Here is a 23,636-nt window from a genome sequence, read left to right on the forward strand (position 1 = left end):
CCAACTTGCGCTTAAAGAAATTCCCCCCCACCTACCGCATAACAGACCTGTGCCGCTGGCTTGGGCGGGGGGGCCGCGGCTGGGCCCCCCCCGCGCCGCCCCGGCGCGCCGGCGCGCCCGGGCGGCGCGGGCCTGCGGGAGGTAGCGCAGCCGTTCGGGCAGGAGCGGTACGAGGAGCCGCACCGCGGTGCTGAACCGCCGCAGCCGCCGCTCCTGGGCCGGCGTCCACTCCAGGCCGATGGCGGCGCGGGCCTCGGGCGGCATGTAGCCGACGGTGACGAAGGCGCGGAAGCGCAGGTAGCCGGAGCGCAGGAGCGGCCAGGTGCACCGCAGCAGCAGCCGCAGCGCCCGGGAGGACGGCTCGGGGCACGGCAGGTCGGCATCGGTGGCGACCAGCTCGCGGGCGACCTTGGTCGGCTCGATCTCCTCGGCCAGCATCCGGTGGTAGTAGGGCCAGAACTCCTCGACGGTCTGCGGCATGTCCCGGTCCCGCAGCCCCAGGATCCGGCCCACCTGGAGCCACTCCCGGTACATCTGCCGGTCCTGGGCGGCGGTGGTGCGGCGGAAGAGGTAGCGGCCGGCGTACTGGGCGACCGGGAAGCCGGTGGCGTGCACCCAGGCGTAGCAGGCGGGGTCCAGGGAGTGGTAGCGCCGCCCCCGGGTGTCGGTGCCCCTGATCTCCTTGTGCAGCCGGCGCACCCGGCGTCCCTCGGCGGCGGCCTCCTCCCCGCCGTAGACCCACAGCATCACGGAGCGCAGCGAGCGCTCGCCGCGCCCCCAGGGGTCGGTGCGGAAGACCGAGTACTGGTCGACACCGGCCCCGACGGCCGGGTGGGCGACCTGCATCGTGAAGGCCGCGGGCAGGGTCAGCAGGGAGCGGATGTCCCCCGCGGTGCTCCACAGCACCCCGCCGGGCGGCGGAGGCTCGGGATCGAGGCGCCTGATGGGGCTTTCGGGGGAGATGTGACCCGCGTGGTTCATGAGGTCAATTATGCGAGCGCGAGAAGTCGCGGGCCGGACAGAAAGTCTTGTCACGGGTGTTACCCCGAAGTAACCGCGGCTGCTTGGATAACGGCGTCGATCTTCCCCCCGCAGGATTCCCCGGGATTCCCCGGGATTCCACAGGACTGATGGAGACCTCCATGCAGCAGATCACGCACCGCGGCCGCGCCGCCGCCACGGCCGTCGCCGCGGCCGCGGCCGCAGCAGCCCTCGCCCTCGCCTCCGCGCCCGCCGCCACGGCGGCCGAGACCGCTGCCGCGCCCCGGCTGAGCGTCCTGACGTACAACACGTTCCTGATGAGCACGAACCTGTACCCGAACTGGGGCCAGGCCCACCGCGCCGCGGAGATCCCCAGGGCCTCGTTCTTCCAGGGCCACGACGTGGTCGTCCTCCAGGAGGCCTTCGACAACAGCGCGTCGGAAGCCCTGAAGGCGAACGCCGCCGCCCAGTACCCCTACCAGACCCCGGTCGTGGGACGCAGCAAGAGCGGCTGGGACGCCACGGGCGGCTCGTACTCCTCCACCACCCCGGAGGACGGCGGCGTCACGGTCCTCAGCAAGTGGCCGATCCTGCGCAAGGAACAGGTGGTCTACAAGGACGCCTGCGGCGCCGACTGGTGGTCCAACAAGGGCTTCGCGTACGTGGTGCTGGACGTCGGCGGCACCAGGGTGCACGTGGTCGGCACGCACGCCCAGTCCACCGACCCGGGCTGCGGCGCGGGCGAGGCGGCGCAGATGCGCAGCCGCCAGTTCAAGGCGATAGACGCGTTCCTGGACGCCAAGAACATCCCGGCGGGCGAACAGGTCATCGTGGCGGGCGACATGAACGTCGACTCCCGCAGCGCGGAGTACTCCTCGATGCTCGCGGACCTCGACCTGGCCGGCGCCGACACCCGCACGGGCCACCCGTACTCCTTCGACACGGCGCTCAACTCGATCGCCAACTACCGCTACCCGACGGACCCCCGCGAGGACCTGGACTACGTCCTCTACCGCAAGGGCAACGCCCGCCCGTCGGGCTGGGAGAACAACGTGGTCAAGGAGCAGTCGACCCCCTGGACGGTCTCCAGCTGGGGCACGTCGTACACGTACTCCAACCTCTCGGACCACTACCCGGTCATCGGCCGCTGACGCAGCCGGCCCGGGCCGGGGGGGTGGGTGGGGGCCTCCCCGGGCGGGCGGGGCTGGAAGGCCGGGACCCCGGCCCCGCCCGCCCGGGCCCGGGCGGCGGTCAGTCCTCCTCGTACAGTCCCTCGATCAGGTGCCCGTAGCGCTCCCGGACCACGCGTCGCCGGAGTTTCAGCGTCGGGGTGAGTTCGCCCGTCTCCGGGCCCCATTCCTCCGCGAGGAGGCGGTAGCGCTTGATCTGTTCCGTGCGGTTGAGGCGGGCGTTGGCGCTCTCCACCGCGCGGGCGGTCTCCTCCAGGACCGCCGGGTGGGCGGCCAGGTCGGCCAGGGTGGCCGCCTCGATGCCCCGGGCGGCGGCCCAGGCCGGGGCCAGCTCGGGGTCCAGGACCAGCAGGGCGACGAGGTAGGAGCGGCCGTCGCCGTGGACCAGGGCCTGGCCGATCAGCGGGTGCTCCTTGACGGTGTTCTCCACCAGAGCGGGGGCCACGTTCTTGCCGTTCGAGGTGATGATCAGCTCCTTCTTGCGGTCGGTGAGCCACAGGAAGCCGTCCTCGTCGATCCGGCCGATGTCCCCGGTGGGGAACCAGCCCTCGGCGTCGGCGGCGCCCTCCACCGTCCCGTCGGGCCGCAGGTAGCCGTCGAAGACGGTCGCTCCGCGGGCGAGGACCTCCCCGTCCTCGGCGAGCCTGAGCTCCAGCCCCTCGATGGGCCGGCCCACCGAGCCCAGCCGGAAGCCCCCGGGGCTGTTGCTGTTGACGGTGCACACGCCGGAGGTCTCCGTCAGGCCCCAGGCGTCCATGATGGTGATCCCCCAGCCCGCCCAGAAGCGGACCACGTCGATCGGCATCGGCGCGGTCGCGCTGGCCGTCCACAGGAGCCGGTCCAGCCCCGCCAGCCGCAGCAGCGGGTCCAGCACCCGCTCCTTCGCCTCCGCGTACGCGGCCTCCAGCGCGGCCGGGACCTCCTCGCCGCGCTCCCGGTGGCCCGCCCGGGCGCGGGCCACGTCCCCGGCCCCCTCGATGGCGCGCCGCTGCTCCTCCGGGAGGCCCGCGAGCACCGCCCGTACGCCCGCGGCGAGCTTCTCCCAGACCCGGGGCACACCGAAGAACTGCACGGGCCGCAGCTCCCGGACCGCGGCGGCCACCGCGGTGGGATCGGCGACGAGCCGGACGTGCGCGGCGCGCAGCAGCGGCAGGTAGATGCCGAGGATCCGTTCGGCGATGTGGGCGAAGGGCAGGTAGCAGACGTGATCGGCGTGCTCGGGGAGGTCCACGTGCCGGTCGAGGCGCACGGACTGGAGCAGGATGTTGCGGTGGCTGAGCCGGACGCCCTTGGGGTCGCCGGTGGTGCCGGAGGTGTAGACGACGGTCAGGGGGTCCTCGGGGCGGGCCTCCTGCCAGGCCTTCTCGAAGGCGTCGGCGCGGTGGAGGCGGGCGCCGCTCGCGCAGAGGGAGGCGTAGGTGGTGTGCGGGCCGGCCTCGGCGGCCTCGGCGACGACGAGGCGTTCCAGCGGGGTGGCGGGGTCGTCCAGCAGCGGGGCCCAGCGGGCGAGTTCGCGGGCGCCCTCGACGACGGCGAGCCGGGCCCGGCTGTGGCGGGCGATGTGGGCGATCTGCTCGGGCGCGGAGGTCCCGTAGACGGTGACGGGGACGGCGCCGAGGTGGACGAGGGCGAGGTCGCTGAGCCAGTGCTCGGGCCGGTTGCCCATCATCAGCAGGACGTGCTCGCCGCGGGCGACGCCCAGGGCGGTGTATCCGGCGGCGAGGACGGCGACGCGGCGGCGGGCCTCGCTCCAGGTGAGGGTCTGCCAGCCGTCCGGGGTCCGCCAGGAGAGGGCGGGCAGGTCCGGGTGTTCGGTGGCGTTGCGGGCGAGCAGGGACGGGAGGGTGAGGTCTTCGGGACGTCCGGGCAGTCGCAGGTTCGTGGTCATGGGCAGCTCCTGGCCGTTTCACATCGTTGGTGCGACAGCAATACTGTTGAACCCAAGCCGTGCAGCAGAGAGCGAGGCGCAGACGATGGCCGACCACGGGGCGACCGAGCCGATGCTCACCGTCGACGAGCTGGCGTCGAAGGCCGGTGTCACCGTCCGCACCGTACGGTTCTACAGCACGCGCGGGCTTTTGCCCCCTCCCGTGATCGGACCCCGTCGGGTGGGGCACTACGGGCCGGAGCACCTGTCGCGGCTGGCGCTGATCGAGGAGCTCCAGCACCAGGGGATGACCCTGTCGGCGATCCAGCGCTACCTGGACGCGCTCCCCGACGACCTGAGCCCGCACGACCTGGCCATCCACCGGGCGCTGGTGGCGACCTGGGCGCCGGACACGGCGCGGGAGGTGTCGCGGGAGGAGCTGGAGCGGCGGGCCGGGCGGGGCCTGTCGGACGCGGACCTGCGCCGGCTGGCCGCGATGAACGTCCTGTCGGAGGCGGACGGGGGCTTCCGGGTGGACCTGGGCCTGCTGCGGCTGGGGGTGGCGCTGCTCGACGTGCCGATCGCGCACGAGACGCTGCTGGTGGCGCGGGACATCCTGGTGGGCCACGCGCGGACGGCGGCGCACCAGCTGACGGCGCTGTTCCGGGACGAGGTGTGGGGGCCCTTCACCGAGGGCGAGAGCGATCTGGAGCAGATCGAGTCGATGAAGGCGCTGTCGGCGCACATGCAGCCGATGGTGGTGCAGGCCCTGGTGACGGCCTTCCAGCGGTCGTTGAAGGAGGAGCTGAAGGCGGCGTTCACCTCGGAGACCGGGTGAACGCCGCCTGCGGAAGCCCTGTTCGCGGTCTCACACACCGCCCGCGAAGAACGTCCGGCCCGAGGAGACCCCGGCGGGGGGTCCGACGTTGGCGGAGGTGTTCCCACTGAGCTTCGAGGTCCACGCGGTGCCGTCCGTCTTGCAGAAGACGAGGCTGTCCGAGGTCCGGCCCTCCTCCTCCCGCGTGCCCGACGCGCCGATGTCGCGGAACCCGCCGACCCTGCCGTCGGTCGCCCCGGCGATGCGGTACCGGAGTCCGTAACCGTTGTCCGCCAGGGCCAGGACCGTGTCCTGGGGCGCGGCCAGGGTTCCCGGGTCTTCCGTGTTCCTGACGTTCACGTGCGTGTGGACGCCGCCCTTGAGGGTCCCGTAGCCGACTTCGCCGGGCTCCGTGAAGACCGCCGTGTCGCGTGAGGGGGCCGCCCCGGGGCTTCCCCGGGGCGGCCCCCTCACGCGTGTCCGGCGCCCGGAAGGGCCTGGCCGGCTAGTCGGAGTACGTCTCGCCGCGCTCGGACTTCGCCACCAGGGAGGCCGGCGGGGTGAAGCGCTCGCCGTAGGTGGCGGCGAGCTCGCGGGCGCGGGCGACGAAGCCGGGCAGGCCGCCCTCGTAGCCGTTGATGTACTGGAGCACGCCGCCGGTCCAGGCCGGGAAGCCGATGCCCATGATGGAGCCGATGTTGGCGTCGGCGACGGAGGTGAGCACGCCCTCGTCCAGGCAGCGGACGGTGTCCACGGCCTCGGCGAAGAGCATCCTCTCCTTCATGTCCTCGAAGGGGACCTGGGCGGCGTCCGGCTTGGCGAAGTGCTCGCGCAGGCCGGGCCAGATGCGGGTGCGCCGGCCGGTCTCGTCGTACTCGTAGAAGCCGGCGCCCCCGCTGCGGCCGGGACGGCCGAAGTCGTCGACCATGCGGTCGATGACGCGGTCGGCGGGGTGCTCGGTCCACTCGCGGCCCTCGGCCTCGAAGGCCTTGCGGGTCTCGTTGCGGATCTTGCGCGGGAGGGTGAGGGTGAGCTCGTCCATCAGCGAGAGCACCTTGGCCGGGTAGCCGGCCTGGGCGGCGGCCTGTTCGACGGAGGCGGGCTCGATGCCCTCGCCGACCATCGCGACGCCCTCGTTGATGAACTGGCCGATGACGCGCGAGGTGAAGAAGCCGCGCGAGTCGTTGACCACGATGGGGGTCTTGGAGATCTGGCGGACCAGGTCGAAGGCGCGGGCGACGGCCTCGTCGCCGGTGCGCCCGCCCTTGATGATCTCCACCAGCGGCATCTTGTCGACGGGCGAGAAGAAGTGCAGGCCGATGAAGTCGGCGGGGCGCGCGACCCCTTCGGCGAGGCCGGTGATGGGGAGGGTGGAGGTGTTGGAGCAGAGCAGGGCGTCGGGGGCGACCACGTCCTGGATCTCCTGGAACACCTTGTGCTTGAGGGCGGTGTCCTCGAAGACGGCCTCGATGACGGCGTCGCAGCCCGCCAGGTCGGCGGCTTCGGCGGTCGGGGTGATCCGGGCGAGCAGCTCGGCCCGCTTGGCCTCGGTGGTGCGGCCCTTGGCGAGCGCCTTGTCGAGCAGCTTCTCGGAGTACGCCTTGCCCTTGGCGGCGGCTTCGGGGGTGACGTCCTTGAGGACGACCTCGATGCCCGCGCGGGCGCAGGAGTAGGCGATGCCGGCGCCCATCATGCCGGCGCCGAGGACGGCGACCCTGCGGACCCTGCGCGGCTCGACGCCCTGGGGGCGGCTGCGGCCGGCGTTGACGGCCTGGAGGTCGAAGAAGAAGGCCTGGATCATGTTCTTCGCGGTCTGGCCGGTGACCAGCTCGGTGAAGTAGCGGGCCTCGATGGTCAGCGCGGTCTCGAAGTCCACCTGGGAGCCCTCGACGGCGCAGGCCAGGATGTTGCGCGGGGCCGGGTACGGGGCGCCGTTCAGCTGCTTCTTGAGGTTGGCGGGGAAGGCCGGCAGGTTGGCGGCGAAGCGCGGGTTGGACGGCGTGCCGCCGGGGATCCTGTAGCCGGGGACGTCCCAGGGCTGCTTCGACTCGGGGTTGGCGTCGATGAAGGCGCGGGCCTTGGCCAGCATCTCCTCGGGGGTGGCGGCCAGTTCGTGGACGAGGCCGTTGTCGAGGGCGCGCTGCGGGTTGTACTGGGTGCCCTGGAGGAGGACCTTCAGGAGGGCGTCGGCGATGCCCATGAGGCGGACGGTGCGGGTGACGCCGCCGCCGGCCGGGAGCAGGCCGAGGGTGACCTCGGGCAGGCCGATCTTGGAGCCGGGGGCGTCGAGGGCGACGCGGTGGTGGGAGGCGAGGCAGATCTCGTAACCGCCGCCGAGGGCGGCGCCGTTGATCGCGGCGACGACGGGCTTGCCGAGGGTCTCGATGCGGCGCAGCGAGCGCTTGATCTCGGTGCCGGTGTCGAAGGCGAGCTGCGCGTGCTCGGGGCGCAGTCCGATCATGTCCTTGAGGTCGCCGCCGGCGAAGAAGGTCTTCTTGGCGGAGGTGTAGATGATGCCGCGGATGGAGTCCTTCTCGGCCTCGGCGCGGTCGGCGATGGCCGCGATGGAGTCCTTGAAGGCCTGGTTCATCGTGTTGGCGGACTGGTTCGGGTCGTCGAGGACCAGGGTGACGACGCCGGTCTCGTCCTGTTCCCAGCGGATCGTGGTGGACTCGCTCATGTTCGCTACTTCCGTGTCGGGGGTGGGATCAGGGGTCAGGACGGATCAGACGCGCTCGACGATGGTGGCGACGCCCATGCCGCCGCCGACGCAGAGGGTGACGAGGCCGTAGCGCTTGTCCTGGCGTTCCAGTTCGTCGACGACGGTGCCGAGCAGCATGGCGCCGGTGGCGCCGAGCGGGTGGCCGAGCGCGATGGCGCCGCCGTTGACGTTGACCTTGTCGAGGGAGACGCCCATGTCCTTGACGAAGCGCAGGACGACGCCGGCGAAGGCCTCGTTCATCTCGATGAGGTCGATGTCGTCGATGGTCAGGCCGGCCTTGGCGAGGGCCTTGCGGGTGGCGGGGGCGGGGCCGGTGAGCATGATGGTGGGCTCGGAGCCGGAGACGGCCGCCGAGACGATGCGGGCGCGGGGGCGCAGGCCGTTGCGCTCGCCGGCCTCGCGGGAGCCGATGGCGACGAGGGAGGCGCCGTCGACGATGCCGGAGGAGTTGCCGGCGTGGTGGACGTGGTCGATCTTCTCGATCCAGTGGTACTTCTGCAGGGCGACGGCGTCGAAGCCGCCGAGGTCGCCGATGTCGGCGAAGGACGGCTTCAGCTTGGCGAGGGTGTCGGCGGTGGTGCCGGGGCGGACGAACTCCTCGTGGTCGAGGACGACCAGGCCGTTGCGGTCGGTGACGGGGACCACGGATCCGGCGAAGCGGCCGTCCTTGATGGCGGTCGCGGCCCGCTCCTGGGAGAGGGCGGCGTACTCGTCGACGTCGCGGCGGGTGAACCCCTCGATGGTGGCGATCAGGTCGGCGCCGATGCCCTGGGGGACGAAGCCGGTGTCCCAGTTGGTCATCGGGTCGGCGAACCAGGCGCCGCCGTCGGAGGCCATCGGGACGCGGGACATGGACTCGACGCCACCGGCCAGGACCAGGTCCTCCCAGCCGGAGCGGACCTTGGCGGCGGCCAGGTTGACGGCTTCGAGGCCGGAGGCACAGAAGCGGTTCTCCTGGACGCCCGCGACGGTGTCGGGGAGTCCGGCGGCGATGGCCGCGATGCGGGCGATGTCGGAGCCCTGGTCGCCGACGGGGCCGACGACGCCGAGGACGATGTCGTCGATGGTGGCCGGGTCGAGGCCGGCGTTGCGCTCGCGCAGGGCGTGGATGAGGCCGACGACCAGGTCGATCGGCTTGGTGCCGTGCAGGGCGCCGTTGGCCTTGCCGCGCCCGCGCGGGGTGCGGATCGCGTCGTACACGTACGCTTCGGTGCTCACAGGTCTTGCCTTTCGGGGGAGGTCCGGGATGCGTCGGGGGAGCCGGCGGGCTCGGGTGTCAGCCGAGGAGGGAACGGCCGATGATCTCCTTCATGATCTCGGTCGTGCCCCCGTAGATGGTCTGGATGCGGCCGTCGGTGAAGGCCCGCGCCACGCGGTACTCGCTCATGTAGCCGTAGCCCCCGTGCAGCTGGAGGCAGCGGTCGGCGACCCGCTTCTGGAGTTCGGTGGCCCACCACTTGGCCATGGAGGCGTGGACGTGGTCCAGTTCGCCGTTCGCGTGGTCGGTGATGCAGCGGTCGAGGAAGGAGCGGGTGACCGCGCACTCGGTGGCCATCTCGGCGATCTCGAAGCGGACGTGCTGGAGCTTGGCGAGCGGGCGGCCGAAGGCCTCGCGCTCCTTGACGTACGTGGTGGTGATCTCCAGCAGGTGCTCGGCGGCGGCGATGGCGGCCATGGCGATGCCCATGCGCTCCTGCGCGAGGTTGGTCATCAGGTGGACGAAGGCGCCGTTGAGCTCGCCGAGCAGGTTCTCCTTGGGGACGCGTACGTCGTTGAAGAAGAGTTCGGCGGTGTCCTGGGACTTCTGGCCGATCTTGTCGAGGTTGCGGCCGCGCTCGAAACCCTCCGCGCCGCGCTCGACGACCAGCAGCGACAGTCCGTGCGCCCCGCCCTCGGGGGTGGTCTTCGCGACGACGATCACCAGGTCGGCGAGGATGCCGTTGGAGATGAAGGTCTTGGAGCCGTTGAGCAGCCAGTGGTCGCCGCGGTCCTCCGCGCTGGTGCGGATGCCCTGGAGGTCGGAGCCGGCGCCCGGCTCGGTCATCGCGATCGCCGTGACGGTCTCGCCGGAGCAGAAGCCGGGCAGCCAGCGGCGCTTCTGCTCCTCGGTGCCCAGTGAGGTGAGGTAGGGGCCGATGATGTCGTTGTGCAGGCCGATCGCCAGGCCGGGGGCGCCGGCGCGGGTGAACTCCTCGGCGAGGACGGCCGCGTAGCGGAAGTCGGGGTTGCCGCCGCCCCCGTACTCCTCCGGGACGGCGAGGCCGAGCAGCCCCTGGCGGCCGGCGGCGCGCCAGGCCTCGCGGCTGACGATGCCGTCCTTCTCCCACTGCTCGTAGTGCGGCAGCACCTCCTTGGCGAGGAAGGTGCGGACGGTCTCGCGGAACGCCTCGTGGTCGGCGTCGTAGATGCGGCGTTGCATCGGGGCCCCCTAGAGCCAGCTCTTGACGGTTTCGATCAGACGGGCCGGCTCGGGGCCGACGGGCGTGACGTTGAGCATGGTGACGCCCGCCTCCCGGAAGGCCTCGACGCGCTCGCGCACGTACCCCTCGGGTCCGCAGAGGGTCATGAGCTCGCAGAACTCGTCCGGGACGGCGGCGGCCGCGTCGCGCTTGCGGCCCGAGAGGTAGAGCTCCTGGATCGTGCGGGCCTCCTGCTCGTAGCCGTAGGCCACGGCGAGGTCGTTGTAGAAGTTGCGTCCGGGCGCGCCCATCCCGCCGACGTACAGGGCGATCTGCGGGCGCGCCAGGTCCCGGGCCTTCGCCGCGTCCTCCCCGATGGCCAGCAGGCCGCCGGCGACCGTCCGGAGCGGGCCGAGCGCGGCGGGCCGCTTCGCCGCACCCTCGGCGAGGGCGCTCCCCCATACGGCGTGCGCCTTCTCGGGGAGGAAGAGGGTGGGCAGCCAGCCGTCGGCGATCTCGGCGGTCAGGGCGACGTTGGCGGGGCCGAGGGCGGCGATGTAGACGGGGATCCGGTCGCGGACCGGGCGGGTGAGGATCTTCAGCGGCTTGCCGTGGCGTCCGCCGCGCTCGGGCGGCAGGGGCATGTCGGTGATGCCGTGGTGGTCGATGGTCTCGCGGCGCCAGATGCGCCGGCAGAGGTCGACGGTCTCGCGGGTGCGGCCGAGGGGCCGGTCGTACGGCTTGCCGTGCCAGCCCTCGACCACCTGCGGGCCGGAGGCGCCGAGGCCGAGCAGGGCCCGGCCGCCCGAGAGCGCGTCGAGTCCGGCGGCGGTCTGGGCGATGAGGGCGGGAGTGCGGGAGTAGACGTTGACGATGGCCGAGCCGATCTTCATCCGCTCGGTCCGCGCCGCCAGGTACCCCATGATGGTCGGGGAGTCGAAGCCCCAGGCCTCGGCGACCCAGACGGCGTCGAGTCCGGCCGACTCCAGGGCCGCCGCCTCGTCGGCGGCCCGGCGCGGGTCGCCCGCGTAGTCGAGCAGCATGGACAGTTCCATCAGGCGTCCTTCCCGGTCAGGCCCGGTACGTCCCAGTCGCGGGCCACGGACGCGGTGTCCGCCCCGGGCTGCGCCGGCCCCCTGACGGCGCCGGTGGGGGTGGCGGAGAAGCGGGGCGCGGGCGCGGGCTGGGTGATCCCGCCGGCCTCGGTGAAGGTGGAGCGGGCGGCGAGGTGCGGGTGGTGCGGGGCCTCGCCCAGGGAGAGCACGGGGGCCACGCAGGCGTCGGTGCCCTCGAAGACCTCCGTCCACTCGGCGCGCGTACGGGCCTTGAAGCGGGCGGCGACGCGCTCGCGCAGCTCGCCCCAGCGGGCCGGGTCCTTGCGGGCGGGGGCCCCGTCGGCGATCCCGAGGAGGCCGGCGAAGGTGTCGTAGAACTGCTGCTCCAGCGCTCCGACGGCCATGTACTTGCCGTCGGAGGTCTCGTAGGTGCCGTAGAAGGGGCATCCGCCGTCGAGGAGGTTGGCGCCGCGCCGGTCCTGCCAGCCGCCGGCCGCGACCATGCCGTGGATCATGGCGGTGAGGTGGGCGGTGCCGTCGACGATCGCGGCGTCCACGACCTGGCCGCTCCCGCCGGGGGTGCGGGCGTGCTGGAGGGCGGCGAGCACGCCGACGACCAGGTAGAGGGAGCCGCCCGCGTAGTCCCCGACCAGGTTGGCGGGGACGGCCGGGGGCCCGTCCGGGTCGCCGATCATGCCGAGGGCGCCGGTGACGGCGATGTACGCGATGTCGTGGCCGGCGGTGTGGGCGAGCGGACCCTCCTGGCCCCAGCCTGTCATCCGCCCGTACACCAGCTTCGGGTTGCGGGCGAGGCACTGCGCCGGGCCGACCCCGAGCCGCTCGGCGACACCGGGCCGGAAGCCCTCGACGAGCACGTCGGCCCGCTCGACGAGTTCCAGCACGCGGGCGGGGCCCTCGGCGGACTTCAGGTCGACGAGTACGGAGCGCTTGTTGCGGTTGGTGACGTCGTACGCCGGATCGACGCCGAGCCCGCCGCCGCCCGGCCGGTCCACGCGGACGACGTCCGCGCCGAGGTCGGCGAGGAGCATGGCGGCGAACGGACCTGGCCCGATGCCCGCGAGTTCCACGACGCGCACCCCGGCGAGCGGGCCGGTCCCTGTCTTCGCCACTGTCATCGGGCCCCCAGCGTCCCTGGTGCATGTGTGACACAACTGATGTAACACCAGCGATGCTAGGAACGCGTCCCACTCAGCACAAGAGCAAGCGCTTAGCCGATTGGCGCAATCTCCCCCGCACCACCGCCGCCTTCACGCCGGGCGCCGGGCGTCGAGCTCCTTGACGTGCCGCTTGAGCGCGACCGTCCGGTAGCTCTCCTCCACCCATTCGCACAGCACCTCCGCCGACGGCGCCCCCTTCTCCCCCAGCGGCACCGACACCCACCCCGCCCGGCCCAGGCCGTATCCGGTGGGCGTCGCGCCGGGAGCGGCCAGCGCGTGCCCGTGCAGGGCCTCGTCCTCGAGTTTCACCGAGAGGCCCGGCGGTTCGGGACCGTCCGCGTTCCCCAGGAAGACGAAGATCTTCTTGTTGACCTTCACCACACCGTCCTCGGGTCCCCAGGGATGCTCCTCGACGGCCTCCGGCAGCCCCAGCGCGAACGCGCGCACCGCCTCCCACTTGCGCACCGCAGCCTTCATCGAACCCTCCCACTTACCGCAGGTCACACCTGCTCGCACGGACAGTCGACCCCCACGCTAGCCTCAGCCACCGACACCAGCCGGGAGGAACGTTTCATGACCGCGCACGTCCACCGCAGCCGTCCACAGCCGGGCCCTGAACGGGAGTTCGACCTCGTGCTCTTCGGCGCGACCGGGTTCGTCGGGGCGCTCACCGCCGAGTACCTGGCCCTGAACGCCCCGGCCGGCTGCCGCTGGGCCCTGGCCGGACGCGACCCCGGGAAACTGGAGCGGCTGCGCGAGCGGCTGACGGCCCTCGACCCGGCCTGCGCCGGCCTGCCGCTGCTGCGCGCCGACGCCACCGACGGACCGGCCGTGCGCGAACTGGCCGCCGCCACACGGGTGCTGGCCACCGCCGTCGGGCCCTACGTCTGGTACGGGGCGGAGCTGGTCGCGGCCTGCGCCGATGCCGGAACCGACTACGCGGACCTCACCGGTGAGCCGGAGTTCGTCGACCGCATGTACGTCGCACACGACGCGCGGGCCCGCGAGACGGGGGCGCGGCTGGTCCACGCCTGCGGGTTCGACTGCGTCCCGGCCGACCTCGGGGCGTACTTCACGGTGGGCCTGCTGCCGGCCGGCGAACCGCTGCGGGTGGACGGGTTCGTCCGGTCCGCCGCGCTCGCCTCCGGCGGCACCGTGGCCTCCGCCCTCACCGCCCTGGGCCGGGGCCGGCAGAGCCTGGCCGCCTCGCGCGAGCGCAGGCTCTACCAGCCCCGGCTGCCCGGGCGCCGGGTGCGGGGCCCGGTGGGGGCGCCCCGGTTCAGCCGGGAGACCGGCACCTGGGCGCTCCCGCTGCCCACCCTGGACCCCCGCGTCGTCACCCGGTCCGCGGCCGCGCTGGAGCGCTACGGGCCGGACTTCCGCTACCGCCACTACGCCTCGGTGCGGCACCTGCCGGTCGCCCTGGGCGGGACGGCGGCCCTGGGCGCGGCGGCCGCGCTGGCCCAGGTGCCGGCGGCCCGGCGGTGGCTGATGGCCCGTTGGGAGCCGGGCAACGGCCCGGACGCGGAGCGGCGGGCCCGCAGCTGGTTCACCGTCCGCTTCGTCGGGGAGGGCGGCGGGCGCCGCGTGTTCACCGAGGTCTCGGGCGGCGACCCGGGCTACGGGGAGACCGCGAAGATGCTGGCGGAGTCCGCACTGTGCCTGGCGTACGACGCCCTCCCCGAGACCGCCGGCCAGCTCACCCCGGCGGTGGCGATGGGCGACGCCCTGCTGGCCCGCCTCCAGAAGGCGGGCATCCGCTTCCGGGTGGCGGCGGAGTCCTAGGGCCTGTCGTCCACGGGCTCGGGGCGGTCCGACCTGACCTGCGCCACGGCGTTCGGCATGAACCCGGCGACCGCGCCGGCCTCGTCCGGGGTCAGCGTGAGGACGCTGGAGAGGACGACGAGCGCGTCGCCCACGCGGACGACGGTCGCGTCCGCGTGCTCCTCGCCGTCGCCCGCCGTCATGACGGTCGCCCGGACGACGAGGCTCTCGTCCCCGAGCCCGGGCCCTTCGGCGACGGCGAAGGCGGCCGTCTCGGCGGGCTCCGCCGCCGCGTGCGGCAACTCCACGCTCCGGCACCGGTCCACCAGGGCGCGGATGCCCTCGACCGCCCGGTGCGCACCGCCTTCCGGGAACGAGTAGAGCTTCTCCATCCCGGGGATGACGCCGTTGCCGGCGGAGTGGCCGCCGCTGAACAAGGCCGTCGCGGACGCGGACGCCGCGGTCGTGTTCGCGTCCACGACGCTCTGCCCGTCCAGCAGTTCCGCGCAGGACGCGGGCGGCGCCGCAGCGGCCGGAGCGCCTTTCGGCCGCTCGTCCGGGGGTTCGGCCCGGGAGGTCCAGCCGCCCGGCAGGGCCGCGGGCAGGAGGTGCGTCCGCAACTCGGCGGCCGACGGCGGCGCCGGCCGTGGCGCCGGGCTCGCTGCGGGGCGCGCCGCCGGTGCCGACGAGCGCGGCCCCGCCTCACCCGCGCACCCGGCGACCGACAGGAGCAGCACGAACCCGGCGGCGCACCGGATGCCGGAGCGGGTCATCTCCCGTCACCGGCCTCGCGCAGGGCGCGCCGGCACAGGGAGTCCGCGCGCCGGGTGGTCTCGGGGATCCTGAACCGGGGGCTCAGCGCGAGGGTGTGGGCGCAGGCGTTGTCCAGGGAGACCCGGTGGCCGACGGACACGTACACCGGCTTGACCCCGTGCTGGGTGCGCAGCGCCCGGCCGACGACGGACCCGTCGGCCGCGAGCAGCGGCGAGGCCTCGCCGCGCGGGGCGCCCGGCTCCTCGTGGGTGAAGGTGAAGGGGTTCTTGGCGACGCCGACGCTGGGCAGCCCCGTCACCACCCCGAGGTGGCAGGCGAGGCCGAAGCCGCGCGGGTGGGCGAGGCCGTAGCCGTCGCAGACGACGAGGCCGGGGGTGACGGGGAGCGCCTCCAGGGCGGCCAGGACGGTCGGCAGCTCGCGGAAGGCGAGGAGGCCGGGGACGTAGGGGAAGCTGACGTGTCCGACGGCGGTGGACTCCGCGACGACGTCGAGGGTGGCGGCATCGAGGACGACGGCGGCGGCCGCCACGAGGTCGCGCTCGTCGTCGTAGGCGACGTCGACCCCGGCGACCAGTCCGCGGCCGGGCTCGGGGCCGGGCTCGTCGAGCACGACGCGCTTGCGGAGTTCGTCCTGTATCGCCCGGGCCTCTGCCTCGTCGGCGGGGGTCTTCACTCGTGTCATGAGGTGCGAGAGTAGCCTGGCGATCATGTTCGTCATGGAGCTCATGTACACCGCGCCCGTCGAGGACGTCGAAGCGGAGATGGACGCGCACGTCGCCTGGCTCGACGGGTACTACGCGTCCGGCGTCTTCCTGGCCTCGGGGCGCAAGGTCCCGCGCGAGGGCGGGGTCATCCTGGCCCGCGGGGTCTCGCGGGCCGAGGTCGAGAGGATCGCGGCCGAGGACCCGTTCGCGGTGGCGGGGGTGTGCGCCTATCGGATCACGGAGTTCATCGCCACGAAGACCTCCTCGGACCTGGCCGCTGTCCGGGAGTCCCTCCCGTCGTAGCCGCGCCGGGTCCGCGGCCGCGCGGAGCGGTCCCCCGCCCGCCCTTCCGCCGTTCCCAGGGGCTCCGCCCCTGCCCCGGTACCGGACGGGTACCGGACGCTCCGCGCCCGCTCGACGCGCCGGGAGGGTCCGGGGCGCGCCCCCGAGTACGCGGAGAACGGGCGGGGCGGGGAGACGGCTCCGCGCAGCGGCACCCCGCCCCCCTGCCGGCTCAGCGGTGGGGTTCCAGGCGGGCCGCGCGGCCCTTCTCGCCCGCCGCCCAGCACCCGCCGTCGCCCGCACAGGCGACGGTGTCGAACGAGCCCCCGTCCAGCGCCCGCCAGCTCCGCCCCGCGTCCAGCGTGACGTCCGTGCCCGTCGGCCCGACCGCCAGGGCGGCCGTGCGCCCGTACGGGTACCAGGCCGCGCCGGACCGGTACGCCGGCGGCGGCGCGGCCGCCGGGGTCCAGCTGCGGCCGGCGTCGGCGGAGCGGGCCGCCGCCAGGGGCGAGGCCTGGCCCGTGCGGTAGTCGCCGCCGACCGCGAGGCCCGTCGTGCGGTCGCGGAAGGCCAGGGCGAAGACCCCGCGCGCCGGATCCCCGCCCGGAAGGGCGGAGTCGGCGACCCGCCAGGTCAGCCCCCGGTCGCCGGAGTGCAGCACCCGCGCCGACGCCCCTCCCCCGGTGGCCAGCCGCACGTCCCGCGGGCCCGACGCCACCAGGCACTGCCCGCTCGCGGCGAACCCGGCCTCGCCGGGCAGCGCCTGCGGCATCCCGGCGTCCGGCAGCACCCGCCAGCCGCGCCCGCCGTCGTCGGTGGCCAGGACGCGGAACTTCCCGTCCACCGGGTCGCTCACGGCCAGCCCGTGCCGGGAGTCGAAGAAGGTCAGGCAGTCGTAGAAGGCCCGCGCGTCGGGGTTGCGGAAGGCCTCGGTCCAGCTCGCGCCGCCGTCCTCGGTCCGCAGGATCCGCGAGGCCCCGCCCTCCCCGATGGACAGCGCCACCGCCCGCCGCGCGTCGAAGGCCTCGATGTCGCGCAGTTCCAGCCGGTCCGCGACCGCGCCGGGCGGCGAGACGTCCTGCCAGCTGCGGCCGCCGTCGCGGGTGCGCAGCACGGTGCCCTTGGATCCGGCCAGCCAGGCCGTGTCGCGCCCGACGGCGGCCAGCCCGCGGAAGCGGACCCCCTGCGCGGCCGCCGGCCCGGTGTCCTTGAGGGCCCAGCCGACGCCCCGCGGCCCGGGGGCGAGGAGGTCCACCGCCCCCGTGTCCGCCTGCGCCGGCGCGGCCACCACCGCCGCCAGCAGGGCTGCCGCGCACATGCCAACTCCCAGAAGTCTCATGGCGCGGGAAGCTAACGCACCCTCATATCGCCGTCCAGGGTGCGGTACCGGCCGCGCGTTCCGGCCGTGGGCCCGCGACCGGCGACCTCCGTGGCACGGTCGCCTCTCGGCCAACTGTTCCTGCGGCGAGAACTGAGCGTGACCGCCTCGGACGGGATGCCCACAGGAGGTCCAGGGCGGCGGTTTGCGCCGGTGGAGTGAGCGTTAACCAGCCTTGTTGCGCTCCCCCGGGAGCCTGCGGCCAGGAGTGGCACCCCCTTCCCCGCGCCCCCCGCATGGTCACTCTGTGCGATCACACGGATGAGATCCGGCCAATCGGTGACGCAGCTCACGTCATCCGCCCTGCACGGATTTGCCGATTCCGGCGTCTATCCGGTTGCCGGGTCCCACCCCACAGCCCGGCAGCAGATCCGCTGCAAGGGAGCGAGCCTTGATCACTGTCATCGAGCAGGCCGTACAGGCACGGCTGGTCGCCACCGCCCCGAAGGTCGAGACCGTCCCCGTCACCCTCTGCTACGACCGCTCGGATCCCTTCGCCGTCCGCATGGCCTTCCCCGCCCTCGCCACGCTGGAGGGCGTCGAGGTCTCGTGGACCTTCGCGCGCGAGCTGCTGATGTCCGGGATCCAGCACCCGGCCGGCTGCGGCGACGTCCGCGTGCGCCCGTACGACGGGGACCGCACGACGATCGAGTTCCACGCGCCGGAGGGCGTGGCGATCGTGCTGATGACCACGGCCGAGGTCCGCGGCTTCCTGGACCGCTCCCGCGAGCTCGTTCCCCCGGGGCTGGAGCACCGCTACCTGGACATGGACCACAGCCTGGACGAGCTGATGCGCGGCTCCTGCTGAGAACGCGGGGACGGCTTTATTCGGTTGCGGGCGGCCCGGGCCGCCCGTAGCTTCATCGGCGACCCACCCCCGCCGAAACGGAGTAGGACATTGCTCTTCTGAGGTCCGAGACACCGACCACCACGACCACTTCCTTGTGACAGTCGGCTGTCTCCCCGCGTTGCACGCACCACTTCACGCAACCTGGAGGCCTCCATGAGTCATACCCCTACGTTCGTCACCTGCTCCGCCCTCTCGTTCGACTGGCCCGACGGAACCCCGGTCTTCGAGGGGTTCCAGTGGGCCGTGGGCCCCGGCCGCACCGGCCTGATCGGGCTCAACGGCTGCGGGAAGTCCACCCTGCTGAAGCTCGTCGCGGGCGCCCTGGCCCCGTCCGGGGGCCAGGTCTCCGTGGCCGGCACCCTCGGATACCTCCCGCAGGACGCCACCCTCGACACCGCGCTCCGCGTGGACGACGCGCTCGGCATCCGCACCGCCCGCACCGCCCTGCACGCCATCGAGGCGGGTGAGGCCACCGAGGCCAACTTCGCCGCCGTCGGCGACGACTGGGACGTGGAGGAGCGGGCCCTGGCCGTGCTCGACCAGCTCGGACTCGCCCGGATCGGCCTGGACCGCACCGTCGGCGAGCTGTCGGGCGGCGAGTGCGTCCTGCTGCGGCTGGCGGCCCTGCTGCTGGCCCGCCCGGACGTCCTGCTGCTGGACGAGCCCACCAACAACCTGGACCTGCGGGCCCGGCGCCGTCTCTACGCGGCCGTCGAGTCCTGGTCCGGGGTGATGGTGCTGGTCAGCCACGACCGGGAACTGCTGGAGCGGGTCGACCAGATCGCCGACCTGCGCGACGGCGAAGTCCGCTGGTACGGCGGCAACTTCGGCGACTACGAGCGGATGCTCGCCGCCGAGCAGGAGTCGGCCGAGCGGATGGTCCGCGTCGCGGAGGCCGACGTTCAGCGCCAGAAGCGCGAACTGGCCGACGCACAGCTCAAATTGGCCCGCCGCAAGCGGTACGCGCAGAAGATGCACGACACCAAGCGCGAGCCGAAGATCGTGATGAACGCCCGCAAGAGCGCCGCCCAGGAGTCGGCGGGCAAGCACCGCACGATGCACGCCGAGAAACTGGCGGACGCCCGCGAGCGGCTGGACCAGGCGGTGGAGGCGGTGCGCGACGACGCCGCGATCCGCATCGAGCTGCCCGCCACCCGGGTTCCGCCCGGCCGTCGGGTGCTGACCCTGACCGATCTGCGCCCGGCCCACGGGGCGGGCGTGGAGGGCGAGTGGGAGGTCCGCGGCCCGGAGCGGATCGCTCTGGTCGGCGCGAACGGCTCCGGCAAGACGACGCTGCTGCGGACCCTCGCGGGGCTGCTGCCCCCGGTGTCGGGGGAGGCCGTGACGCACGTCCCGGCGCGTTTCCTGCCGCAGCGGCTGGACGTGCTGGACGACGCGCGCTCGGTGGTGGAGAACGTGGCGCGGTTCGCCCCGCACGCCTCCAACAACACGATCCGGGCGCGGCTCGCGCACTTCCTGTTCCGGGGCGCCAAGGCGGACCGGGCGGCCGGGACCCTCTCGGGCGGCGAGCGGTTCCGCGCGGCGCTCGCGGCACTGCTGCTCGCCGAGCCCGCTCCGCAGCTGCTGATGCTGGACGAGCCGACGAACAGCCTGGACCTGGCGAGCGTGCGCCAGCTCGGCGAGGCCCTGGAGTCGTACGAGGGCGCGCTGGTCGTGGCGAGCCACGACGTGCCGTTCCTGGAATCGGTGGGGATCACGCGCTGGCTGCTGCTCGACGGCGAGCAGGGGCTGCGGGCGACCACGGCCGACGAGGTCCGCGCCTCGTTCTGGCAGGACTGATCCCGGGCGTCGGCGGCCCGCATCCCGGCCCCTCCCGCCGTCAAGGCCGGAGGGGCCGGCCACCTTCTGGCGTGATTCTCACCTTTGCGGAGGCCCTGGGGACCCCGTCCAACTGCGCAGATAACCGGATGTAGCCGGACATACCGGCGGGTGGGGCTTGGCTGGCCCTGATGCCGCACTTAACCTACGAGACCGTAGGCTACGGAACCGTAGGTAATTCGCTTTGTCCCCAGGAGCACCCGTGACGATCACTTCTCCCCACCTCGGCAGCTCGGAGGCGTGGACCGACGCCAAGCTGCTGTACGCGCTGGAAGAGGTGGTCGAGAAGGAGCTCAACCGCCATCTGAAGGTCACCAAGGACTGGATGCCCCACGAGTACGTGCCGTGGAGCGACGCCCGGAACTTCCCGGGCTTCTTCGAGGACGGCGAGGCCTGGGACCCGCAGCAGTCCAAGGTCACCGACATCGGCAAGATCGCGCTGGTCGTCAACCTGCTGACCGAGGACAACCTCCCCAGCTACCACCACGAGATCGCGACCCTGTTCGGCCGCAACGGCGCCTGGGGCACCTGGGTGCACCGCTGGACCGCCGAGGAGGGCCGCCACGGCATCGTGATGCGCGACTACCTGCTCGCCTCGCGCGCGGTGGACCCGGACAAGCTGGAAGCCTTCCGGATGCAGCACATGTCGGAGGGCTTCGAGTCCGACAACAGCCACTCGATGCTGCACTCGGTGGCGTACGTGGCCTTCCAGGAGCTCGCGACCCGCATCTCGCACCGCAACACCGGCCACCAGTCCGGTGACCCGGTGTGCGACCGGATGCTGGCCCGCATCGCGCAGGACGAGAACCTGCACATGATCTTCTACCGCAACCTGCTGGCCGCGGCCTTCGACATCGCCCCGGACCTCACGATGCAGGCCGTGCGCGACGTCGTCGTCAACTTCCGGATGCCCGGACACGGCATGCCCGGCTTCGAGCGGATGGCCGCGCAGATGGCGATCGGCGGGGTCTACAACCTGCGGATCCACCACGACGACGTACTGAGCCCCGTGATCCGCTTCCTCAAGATCATGGACATCGACGGGCTGGGCCCGGAGGGGCAGAAGGCCCAGGAGGAGCTCGGGCTCTTCATGAACGGCCTGGACACCGAGGCCCGCAAGTTCGACGAGCGCCTGGCCGCGCGCGCCGCGCGCATGGCCGCCCGCAGGGCCTGAGGCCTTCGCACCCGGGTCCGGCCCGGCCGGACTCCCGAACCCCTGGCGGATCCCCCTTCCGCCGGGGGTTCCCCGCTGTCCGGCGCGGACGGGCGTCCCGGCGCCGGCGCACGGTCAGGCGCGCGGGCGCAGGGCCTGCCGCTCCGTCTCCGAGAGCCCGCCCCAGACGCCGAAGCGCTCGTCGTTGGCGAGGGCGTACTCCAGGCACGCCGCCCTGCCCTCGCACGCCCCGCACAACCGCTTCGCGTCCTGAACGGAGGAGCCCGGGTCCGGGAAGAAGAAGCTCGGGCCCGTCTGGGCGCACAGCGCGAGGTCGTACCAGGCGGGGGCAGTGGTGGTGTTCATCGACATGCGGCGATCCTGGGCGCGGGCGATGGACGTCCGATCAACAGCTGATCAACACCGGGCCGGAGCCCCACACGAGCACCCTCCTCCCGAAGCATCGCACCCCCCACTGACAACGCCCGCCCTCCCGCGCCGACGGACGGCCGCCGGGGCCTGTCGTCACACTCCCGTCTGCCCCGCGGGCGACGACGGGAGTTTGACGACAGGCCCCGGGGTGCGATGATCATCCCTTTTCGACGAAAGGCCTGGCGCCCGCGGTGACCGAGTCACGACCCCACGCCCTGTTCTCCTTCGGCACCCTGAGGGACGGGCGGGTCCAGACCGCCCTCTTCGGCCGCGCCGTGCCCAGCTCCCCGGCCTCGCTGGTCGGCTACACGACCCGGCCCCTGAAGATCACCGACCCGGAGGTGATCGCCGCCAGCGGCCTCGACGTCCACCTGACCCTGGAGTGCCGGCTGGGCTCCACCGTCGAGGGCGCCGTCCTGCGCCTCACCGACGGGGAGCTGGCCGCCGCCGACGACTACGAGGTGGACGACTACGCCCGCCGACGGGTGCTGCTGTCCTCCGGCGAGAGCGCCTGGGCCTACCTGGACGCGAACCCGCTGCGCTCGGCGGCGCGGATCGTGATCGCCGGCGACAGCATCGCCTACGGGCGCTGCGATCCGCAGGGCGGCTGGGCGGCCCGGCTCGCGGCCCGCCACATCGCCGCCGACGAGACGGCCCACCGGGTCTTCAACCTGGCCGTCCCGGGCAGCACCCTGGCCGACGTCGCCGAGCAGACCCCCGGCCTCCTCGCCGCGCGCCGCCCGGACACCCTCCTGGTCGCCGCCGGCATCAACGACTCGGCCGTGCCGGCGGACGCCCCGGATCCGGACCCGGCCGGCCCGGCGCACCTCGGGGCGGCCCTCGCCTCCCTGGCGGCCACGGCCCGGGACCACAACGCCCGCCTGGTGGTCCTCGGCCCCCTCTGGCTGGACGAGTCCCGCACGGCCGACTACGAGGGCCTGCGCTTCACCGAAGCCAGGGCCCTGCACCTGCGCGAGTCCCTGCGCACCTGGTGCGCGGAGAACCACGTCGACCACATCGACCCGTGGGACGTCCTGCGCGACCGCCCCGGCCTCCTTGTGGACGGCATCCACCCGACCCCGGAGGGCCACGAGGTGCTCCACCGCCACCTCACGGCCGGCCAGGACGCGGCCCGGGCCCGGTAGCGGGCGGGCGCGGCCGGAGCCCGCGGCCGTTCAGGCCTCCGGATCCGGATGCGGATCCGGGTGCTTCGCGCGGCTCGGCTGGACGCGTTTGGGTTCGCCCGGCATCTTCGGGTGGTCCGGCGGGTACGGCATGTCGCCCAGGCCGTGGTCGCGCTCGTCGCGGGCCGCGCGTTCCAGCACGGCCTCCAGGCCGAACGCGTGCTCGTCCATCTCGCCGTGCAGGTCGCCGAGTTCGGCGAAGCGGGCCGGCATCGTCACGATGTCGAAGTCGCGCGGCTCCGCATCGTCCAGCTCCTCCCAGCGCAGCGGCGCCGAGACCGGGGCGTGCGGGCGGGGGCGGACGGAGTAGGCCGAGGCGATGGTCCGGTCGCGGGCGGTCTGGTTGTAGTCGACGAAGATCCGCGCGCCGCGCTCCTCCTTCCACCAGGCCGTCGTGACCTCGTCGGGCATCCGCCGCTCCAGCTCCCGGCCCAGGGCGATCGCGCACCGGCGGACCTCCGTGAAGGTCCAGCGCGGCTCGATCGGCACGAACACGTGCAGGCCGCGCCCGCCCGAGGTCTTGGGCCAGCCGCGCAGCCCCACCTCGTCCAGGAGGGCGCGCAGCTCGTGCGCGGCCGCCACCGCGTGGTGGTAGTCGGTGCCCGGCTGCGGGTCCAGGTCGATGCGCAGCTCGTCCGGCCGGTCGGTGTCCCCGCGGCGCACCGGCCAGGGGTGGAAGGTGAGGCAGCCCAGGTTGGCGGCCCACAGGACGGCGGCGGGCTCGGTGGGGCAGATCTCGTCCGCCGAACGGCCGCTGGGGAAGGTGATGTGGGCGGTCGGGATCCAGTCGGGCAGGTTCTTCGGGGCCCGCTTCTGGAAGAACGACTCCCCCTCCACGCCGTCCGGGTAGCGCTCCAGGGTGGTGGGGCGGTCGCGCAGGGCGCGGGTGATCCCGGCGGCGACGGCCAGGTAGTACTCGGCGACGTCCCGCTTCGTGAGCCCGCGCTCCGGGAAGTACACCTTGTCCGGGCTGGACAGGCGTACCGCCCGCCCGCCGGCCTCGATCTCCACCGCGCCACCCTTGCCCGTGCCCATGGGCGCCACGGTAGGCGGGCGCGTGCGGACGC

22 protein-coding genes are annotated in these 23,636 nt (G+C 73.4%); 8 read left to right on the forward strand and 14 right to left on the reverse strand.

Annotated features, from left to right (window positions below; translation table 11 throughout):
• On the reverse strand, positions 1-981 hold a 981-nt coding region (locus AB0469_RS38420; RefSeq protein WP_366456241.1), incomplete at its 3' end, for an oxygenase MpaB family protein.
• Positions 982-1,142: 161 nt separating this feature from the next.
• Between AB0469_RS38420 and sph the strand changes: the two genes are divergently transcribed.
• Positions 1,143-2,132, forward strand: a complete 990-nt coding sequence (gene sph, locus AB0469_RS38425; RefSeq protein ID WP_366456242.1) for a sphingomyelin phosphodiesterase — start codon at positions 1,143-1,145, stop codon at positions 2,130-2,132.
• 100 nt (positions 2,133-2,232) lie between these two features.
• On the opposite strand, the gene AB0469_RS38430 is transcribed toward sph, so the two are convergent.
• Complete coding sequence (locus tag AB0469_RS38430; RefSeq protein WP_366456243.1) at positions 2,233-4,059, reverse strand: AMP-dependent synthetase/ligase; 1,827 nt, start codon at positions 4,057-4,059, stop codon at positions 2,233-2,235.
• 85 nt (positions 4,060-4,144) lie between these two features.
• On the opposite strand from AB0469_RS38430, the gene AB0469_RS38435 reads away from it, so the two are divergent.
• Complete coding sequence (locus AB0469_RS38435) at positions 4,145-4,876, forward strand: MerR family transcriptional regulator (protein WP_366456244.1); 732 nt, start codon at positions 4,145-4,147, stop codon at positions 4,874-4,876.
• Between the two features lie 30 nt (positions 4,877-4,906).
• Here AB0469_RS38435 and AB0469_RS38440 read toward each other — a convergent pair whose 3' ends face one another.
• The 7 genes from AB0469_RS38440 to AB0469_RS38470 form a co-directional block, all read right to left on the reverse strand.
• Entirely contained in the window at positions 4,907-5,215 is a 309-nt protein-coding gene (locus tag AB0469_RS38440) for a hypothetical protein (RefSeq protein WP_366456245.1), read from the reverse strand.
• A 145-nt stretch (positions 5,216-5,360) separates the two neighbouring features.
• A complete protein-coding gene (locus AB0469_RS38445) occupies positions 5,361-7,535 on the reverse strand; it encodes a 3-hydroxyacyl-CoA dehydrogenase NAD-binding domain-containing protein (protein WP_366456246.1) in 2,175 nt (724 codons plus the stop codon).
• 45 nt (positions 7,536-7,580) lie between these two features.
• Entirely contained in the window at positions 7,581-8,795 is a 1,215-nt protein-coding gene (locus AB0469_RS38450) for an acetyl-CoA C-acetyltransferase (RefSeq protein ID WP_366456247.1), read from the reverse strand.
• A 58-nt stretch (positions 8,796-8,853) separates the two neighbouring features.
• Positions 8,854-9,996 (reverse strand): acyl-CoA dehydrogenase family protein, encoded by a 1,143-nt coding sequence (locus AB0469_RS38455; RefSeq protein ID WP_366456248.1) that lies wholly within the window; start codon positions 9,994-9,996, stop codon positions 8,854-8,856.
• A gap of 9 nt (positions 9,997-10,005) precedes the next feature.
• Entirely contained in the window at positions 10,006-11,031 is a 1,026-nt protein-coding gene (locus AB0469_RS38460; protein WP_366456250.1) for an LLM class F420-dependent oxidoreductase, read from the reverse strand.
• The gene (locus AB0469_RS38465) at positions 11,031-12,167 is read right to left on the reverse strand and encodes a CaiB/BaiF CoA-transferase family protein (RefSeq protein ID WP_366456251.1); all 1,137 of its coding nucleotides are present in this window, start codon (positions 12,165-12,167) and stop codon (positions 11,031-11,033) included. The genes AB0469_RS38460 and AB0469_RS38465 overlap by 1 nt, the downstream gene beginning before the upstream one ends.
• A gap of 132 nt (positions 12,168-12,299) precedes the next feature.
• Entirely contained in the window at positions 12,300-12,686 is a 387-nt protein-coding gene (locus AB0469_RS38470) for an MmcQ/YjbR family DNA-binding protein (protein ID WP_366456252.1), read from the reverse strand.
• 96 nt (positions 12,687-12,782) lie between these two features.
• On the opposite strand from AB0469_RS38470, the gene AB0469_RS38475 reads away from it, so the two are divergent.
• Complete coding sequence (locus AB0469_RS38475; RefSeq protein ID WP_366456253.1) at positions 12,783-13,994, forward strand: saccharopine dehydrogenase NADP-binding domain-containing protein; 1,212 nt, start codon at positions 12,783-12,785, stop codon at positions 13,992-13,994.
• Here AB0469_RS38475 and AB0469_RS38480 read toward each other — a convergent pair.
• Both AB0469_RS38480 and AB0469_RS38485 read right to left on the reverse strand, forming a co-directional pair.
• Positions 13,991-14,746 (reverse strand): hypothetical protein, encoded by a 756-nt coding sequence (locus AB0469_RS38480; protein ID WP_366456255.1) that lies wholly within the window; start codon positions 14,744-14,746, stop codon positions 13,991-13,993. The genes AB0469_RS38475 and AB0469_RS38480 overlap by 4 nt on opposite strands.
• The gene (locus AB0469_RS38485; RefSeq protein ID WP_366456256.1) at positions 14,743-15,429 is read right to left on the reverse strand and encodes an endonuclease V; all 687 of its coding nucleotides are present in this window, start codon (positions 15,427-15,429) and stop codon (positions 14,743-14,745) included. The genes AB0469_RS38480 and AB0469_RS38485 overlap by 4 nt, the downstream gene beginning before the upstream one ends.
• Before the next feature lie 25 nt (positions 15,430-15,454).
• Here AB0469_RS38485 and AB0469_RS38490 point away from each other — a divergent pair, with 25 nt between their 5' ends.
• On the forward strand, positions 15,455-15,754 hold the full coding sequence (locus AB0469_RS38490) for a YciI family protein (RefSeq protein WP_366456273.1): 300 nt from the start codon (positions 15,455-15,457) through the stop codon (positions 15,752-15,754).
• Between the two features lie 211 nt (positions 15,755-15,965).
• Here the strand turns inward: AB0469_RS38490 and AB0469_RS38495 are convergent, their stop codons facing one another.
• On the reverse strand, positions 15,966-17,051 hold the full coding sequence (locus tag AB0469_RS38495; protein ID WP_366456257.1) for an oxidoreductase: 1,086 nt from the start codon (positions 17,049-17,051) through the stop codon (positions 15,966-15,968).
• Between the two features lie 451 nt (positions 17,052-17,502).
• Here AB0469_RS38495 and AB0469_RS38500 point away from each other — a divergent pair, with 451 nt between their 5' ends.
• The 3 genes from AB0469_RS38500 to AB0469_RS38510 all read left to right on the forward strand — a co-directional run bounded on the left by AB0469_RS38500 (position 17,503) and on the right by AB0469_RS38510 (position 20,974).
• Positions 17,503-17,919 (forward strand): SsgA family sporulation/cell division regulator, encoded by a 417-nt coding sequence (locus AB0469_RS38500; RefSeq protein WP_366456258.1) that lies wholly within the window; start codon positions 17,503-17,505, stop codon positions 17,917-17,919.
• Between the two features lie 195 nt (positions 17,920-18,114).
• Positions 18,115-19,761 (forward strand): ABC-F family ATP-binding cassette domain-containing protein, encoded by a 1,647-nt coding sequence (locus tag AB0469_RS38505; protein ID WP_366456259.1) that lies wholly within the window; start codon positions 18,115-18,117, stop codon positions 19,759-19,761.
• A 241-nt stretch (positions 19,762-20,002) separates the two neighbouring features.
• Positions 20,003-20,974, forward strand: coding sequence for an acyl-ACP desaturase (locus AB0469_RS38510; protein ID WP_366456260.1), 972 nt, complete (start codon positions 20,003-20,005; stop codon positions 20,972-20,974).
• A gap of 114 nt (positions 20,975-21,088) precedes the next feature.
• Here the strand turns inward: AB0469_RS38510 and AB0469_RS38515 are convergent, their stop codons facing one another.
• Complete coding sequence (locus AB0469_RS38515) at positions 21,089-21,325, reverse strand: WhiB family transcriptional regulator (RefSeq protein WP_366456261.1); 237 nt, start codon at positions 21,323-21,325, stop codon at positions 21,089-21,091.
• A gap of 251 nt (positions 21,326-21,576) precedes the next feature.
• Here AB0469_RS38515 and AB0469_RS38520 point away from each other — a divergent pair, with 251 nt between their 5' ends.
• Entirely contained in the window at positions 21,577-22,530 is a 954-nt protein-coding gene (locus AB0469_RS38520) for a GDSL-type esterase/lipase family protein (protein WP_366456262.1), read from the forward strand.
• Positions 22,531-22,560: 30 nt separating this feature from the next.
• Here the strand turns inward: AB0469_RS38520 and ligD are convergent, their stop codons facing one another.
• Positions 22,561-23,604: a non-homologous end-joining DNA ligase gene (gene ligD, locus AB0469_RS38525; RefSeq protein ID WP_366456263.1), complete on the reverse strand. Its 1,044-nt coding sequence runs from the start codon at positions 23,602-23,604 to the stop codon at positions 22,561-22,563.
• Positions 23,605-23,636 lie beyond the last annotated feature (32 nt).

Source organism: Streptomyces sp. NPDC093801 (genome assembly GCF_040701585.1).
Lineage (GTDB): Bacteria > Actinomycetota > Actinomycetes > Streptomycetales > Streptomycetaceae > Streptomyces.

What these genes read in the sequence shown, in the direction of transcription:
- sph (WP_366456242.1), top strand. Translation starts at nt 1,143, where the DNA reads ATGCAGCAGATCACGCACCGCGGCCGCGCCGCCGCCACGGCCGTCGCC.
- AB0469_RS38430 (WP_366456243.1), bottom strand. Translation starts at nt 4,059, where the DNA reads ATGACCACGAACCTGCGACTGCCCGGACGTCCCGAAGACCTCACCCTC.
- AB0469_RS38435 (WP_366456244.1), top strand. Translation starts at nt 4,145, where the DNA reads ATGGCCGACCACGGGGCGACCGAGCCGATGCTCACCGTCGACGAGCTG.
- AB0469_RS38445 (WP_366456246.1), bottom strand. Translation starts at nt 7,535, where the DNA reads ATGAGCGAGTCCACCACGATCCGCTGGGAACAGGACGAGACCGGCGTC.
- AB0469_RS38455 (WP_366456248.1), bottom strand. Translation starts at nt 9,996, where the DNA reads ATGCAACGCCGCATCTACGACGCCGACCACGAGGCGTTCCGCGAGACC.
- AB0469_RS38460 (WP_366456250.1), bottom strand. Translation starts at nt 11,031, where the DNA reads ATGGAACTGTCCATGCTGCTCGACTACGCGGGCGACCCGCGCCGGGCC.
- AB0469_RS38465 (WP_366456251.1), bottom strand. Translation starts at nt 12,167, where the DNA reads ATGACAGTGGCGAAGACAGGGACCGGCCCGCTCGCCGGGGTGCGCGTC.
- AB0469_RS38470 (WP_366456252.1), bottom strand. Translation starts at nt 12,686, where the DNA reads ATGAAGGCTGCGGTGCGCAAGTGGGAGGCGGTGCGCGCGTTCGCGCTG.
- AB0469_RS38475 (WP_366456253.1), top strand. Translation starts at nt 12,783, where the DNA reads ATGACCGCGCACGTCCACCGCAGCCGTCCACAGCCGGGCCCTGAACGG.
- AB0469_RS38480 (WP_366456255.1), bottom strand. Translation starts at nt 14,746, where the DNA reads ATGACCCGCTCCGGCATCCGGTGCGCCGCCGGGTTCGTGCTGCTCCTG.
- AB0469_RS38485 (WP_366456256.1), bottom strand. Translation starts at nt 15,429, where the DNA reads ATGACACGAGTGAAGACCCCCGCCGACGAGGCAGAGGCCCGGGCGATA.
- AB0469_RS38490 (WP_366456273.1), top strand. Translation starts at nt 15,455, where the DNA reads ATGTTCGTCATGGAGCTCATGTACACCGCGCCCGTCGAGGACGTCGAA.
- AB0469_RS38495 (WP_366456257.1), bottom strand. Translation starts at nt 17,051, where the DNA reads ATGTGCGCGGCAGCCCTGCTGGCGGCGGTGGTGGCCGCGCCGGCGCAG.
- AB0469_RS38505 (WP_366456259.1), top strand. Translation starts at nt 18,115, where the DNA reads ATGAGTCATACCCCTACGTTCGTCACCTGCTCCGCCCTCTCGTTCGAC.
- AB0469_RS38515 (WP_366456261.1), bottom strand. Translation starts at nt 21,325, where the DNA reads ATGTCGATGAACACCACCACTGCCCCCGCCTGGTACGACCTCGCGCTG.
- ligD (WP_366456263.1), bottom strand. Translation starts at nt 23,604, where the DNA reads ATGGGCACGGGCAAGGGTGGCGCGGTGGAGATCGAGGCCGGCGGGCGG.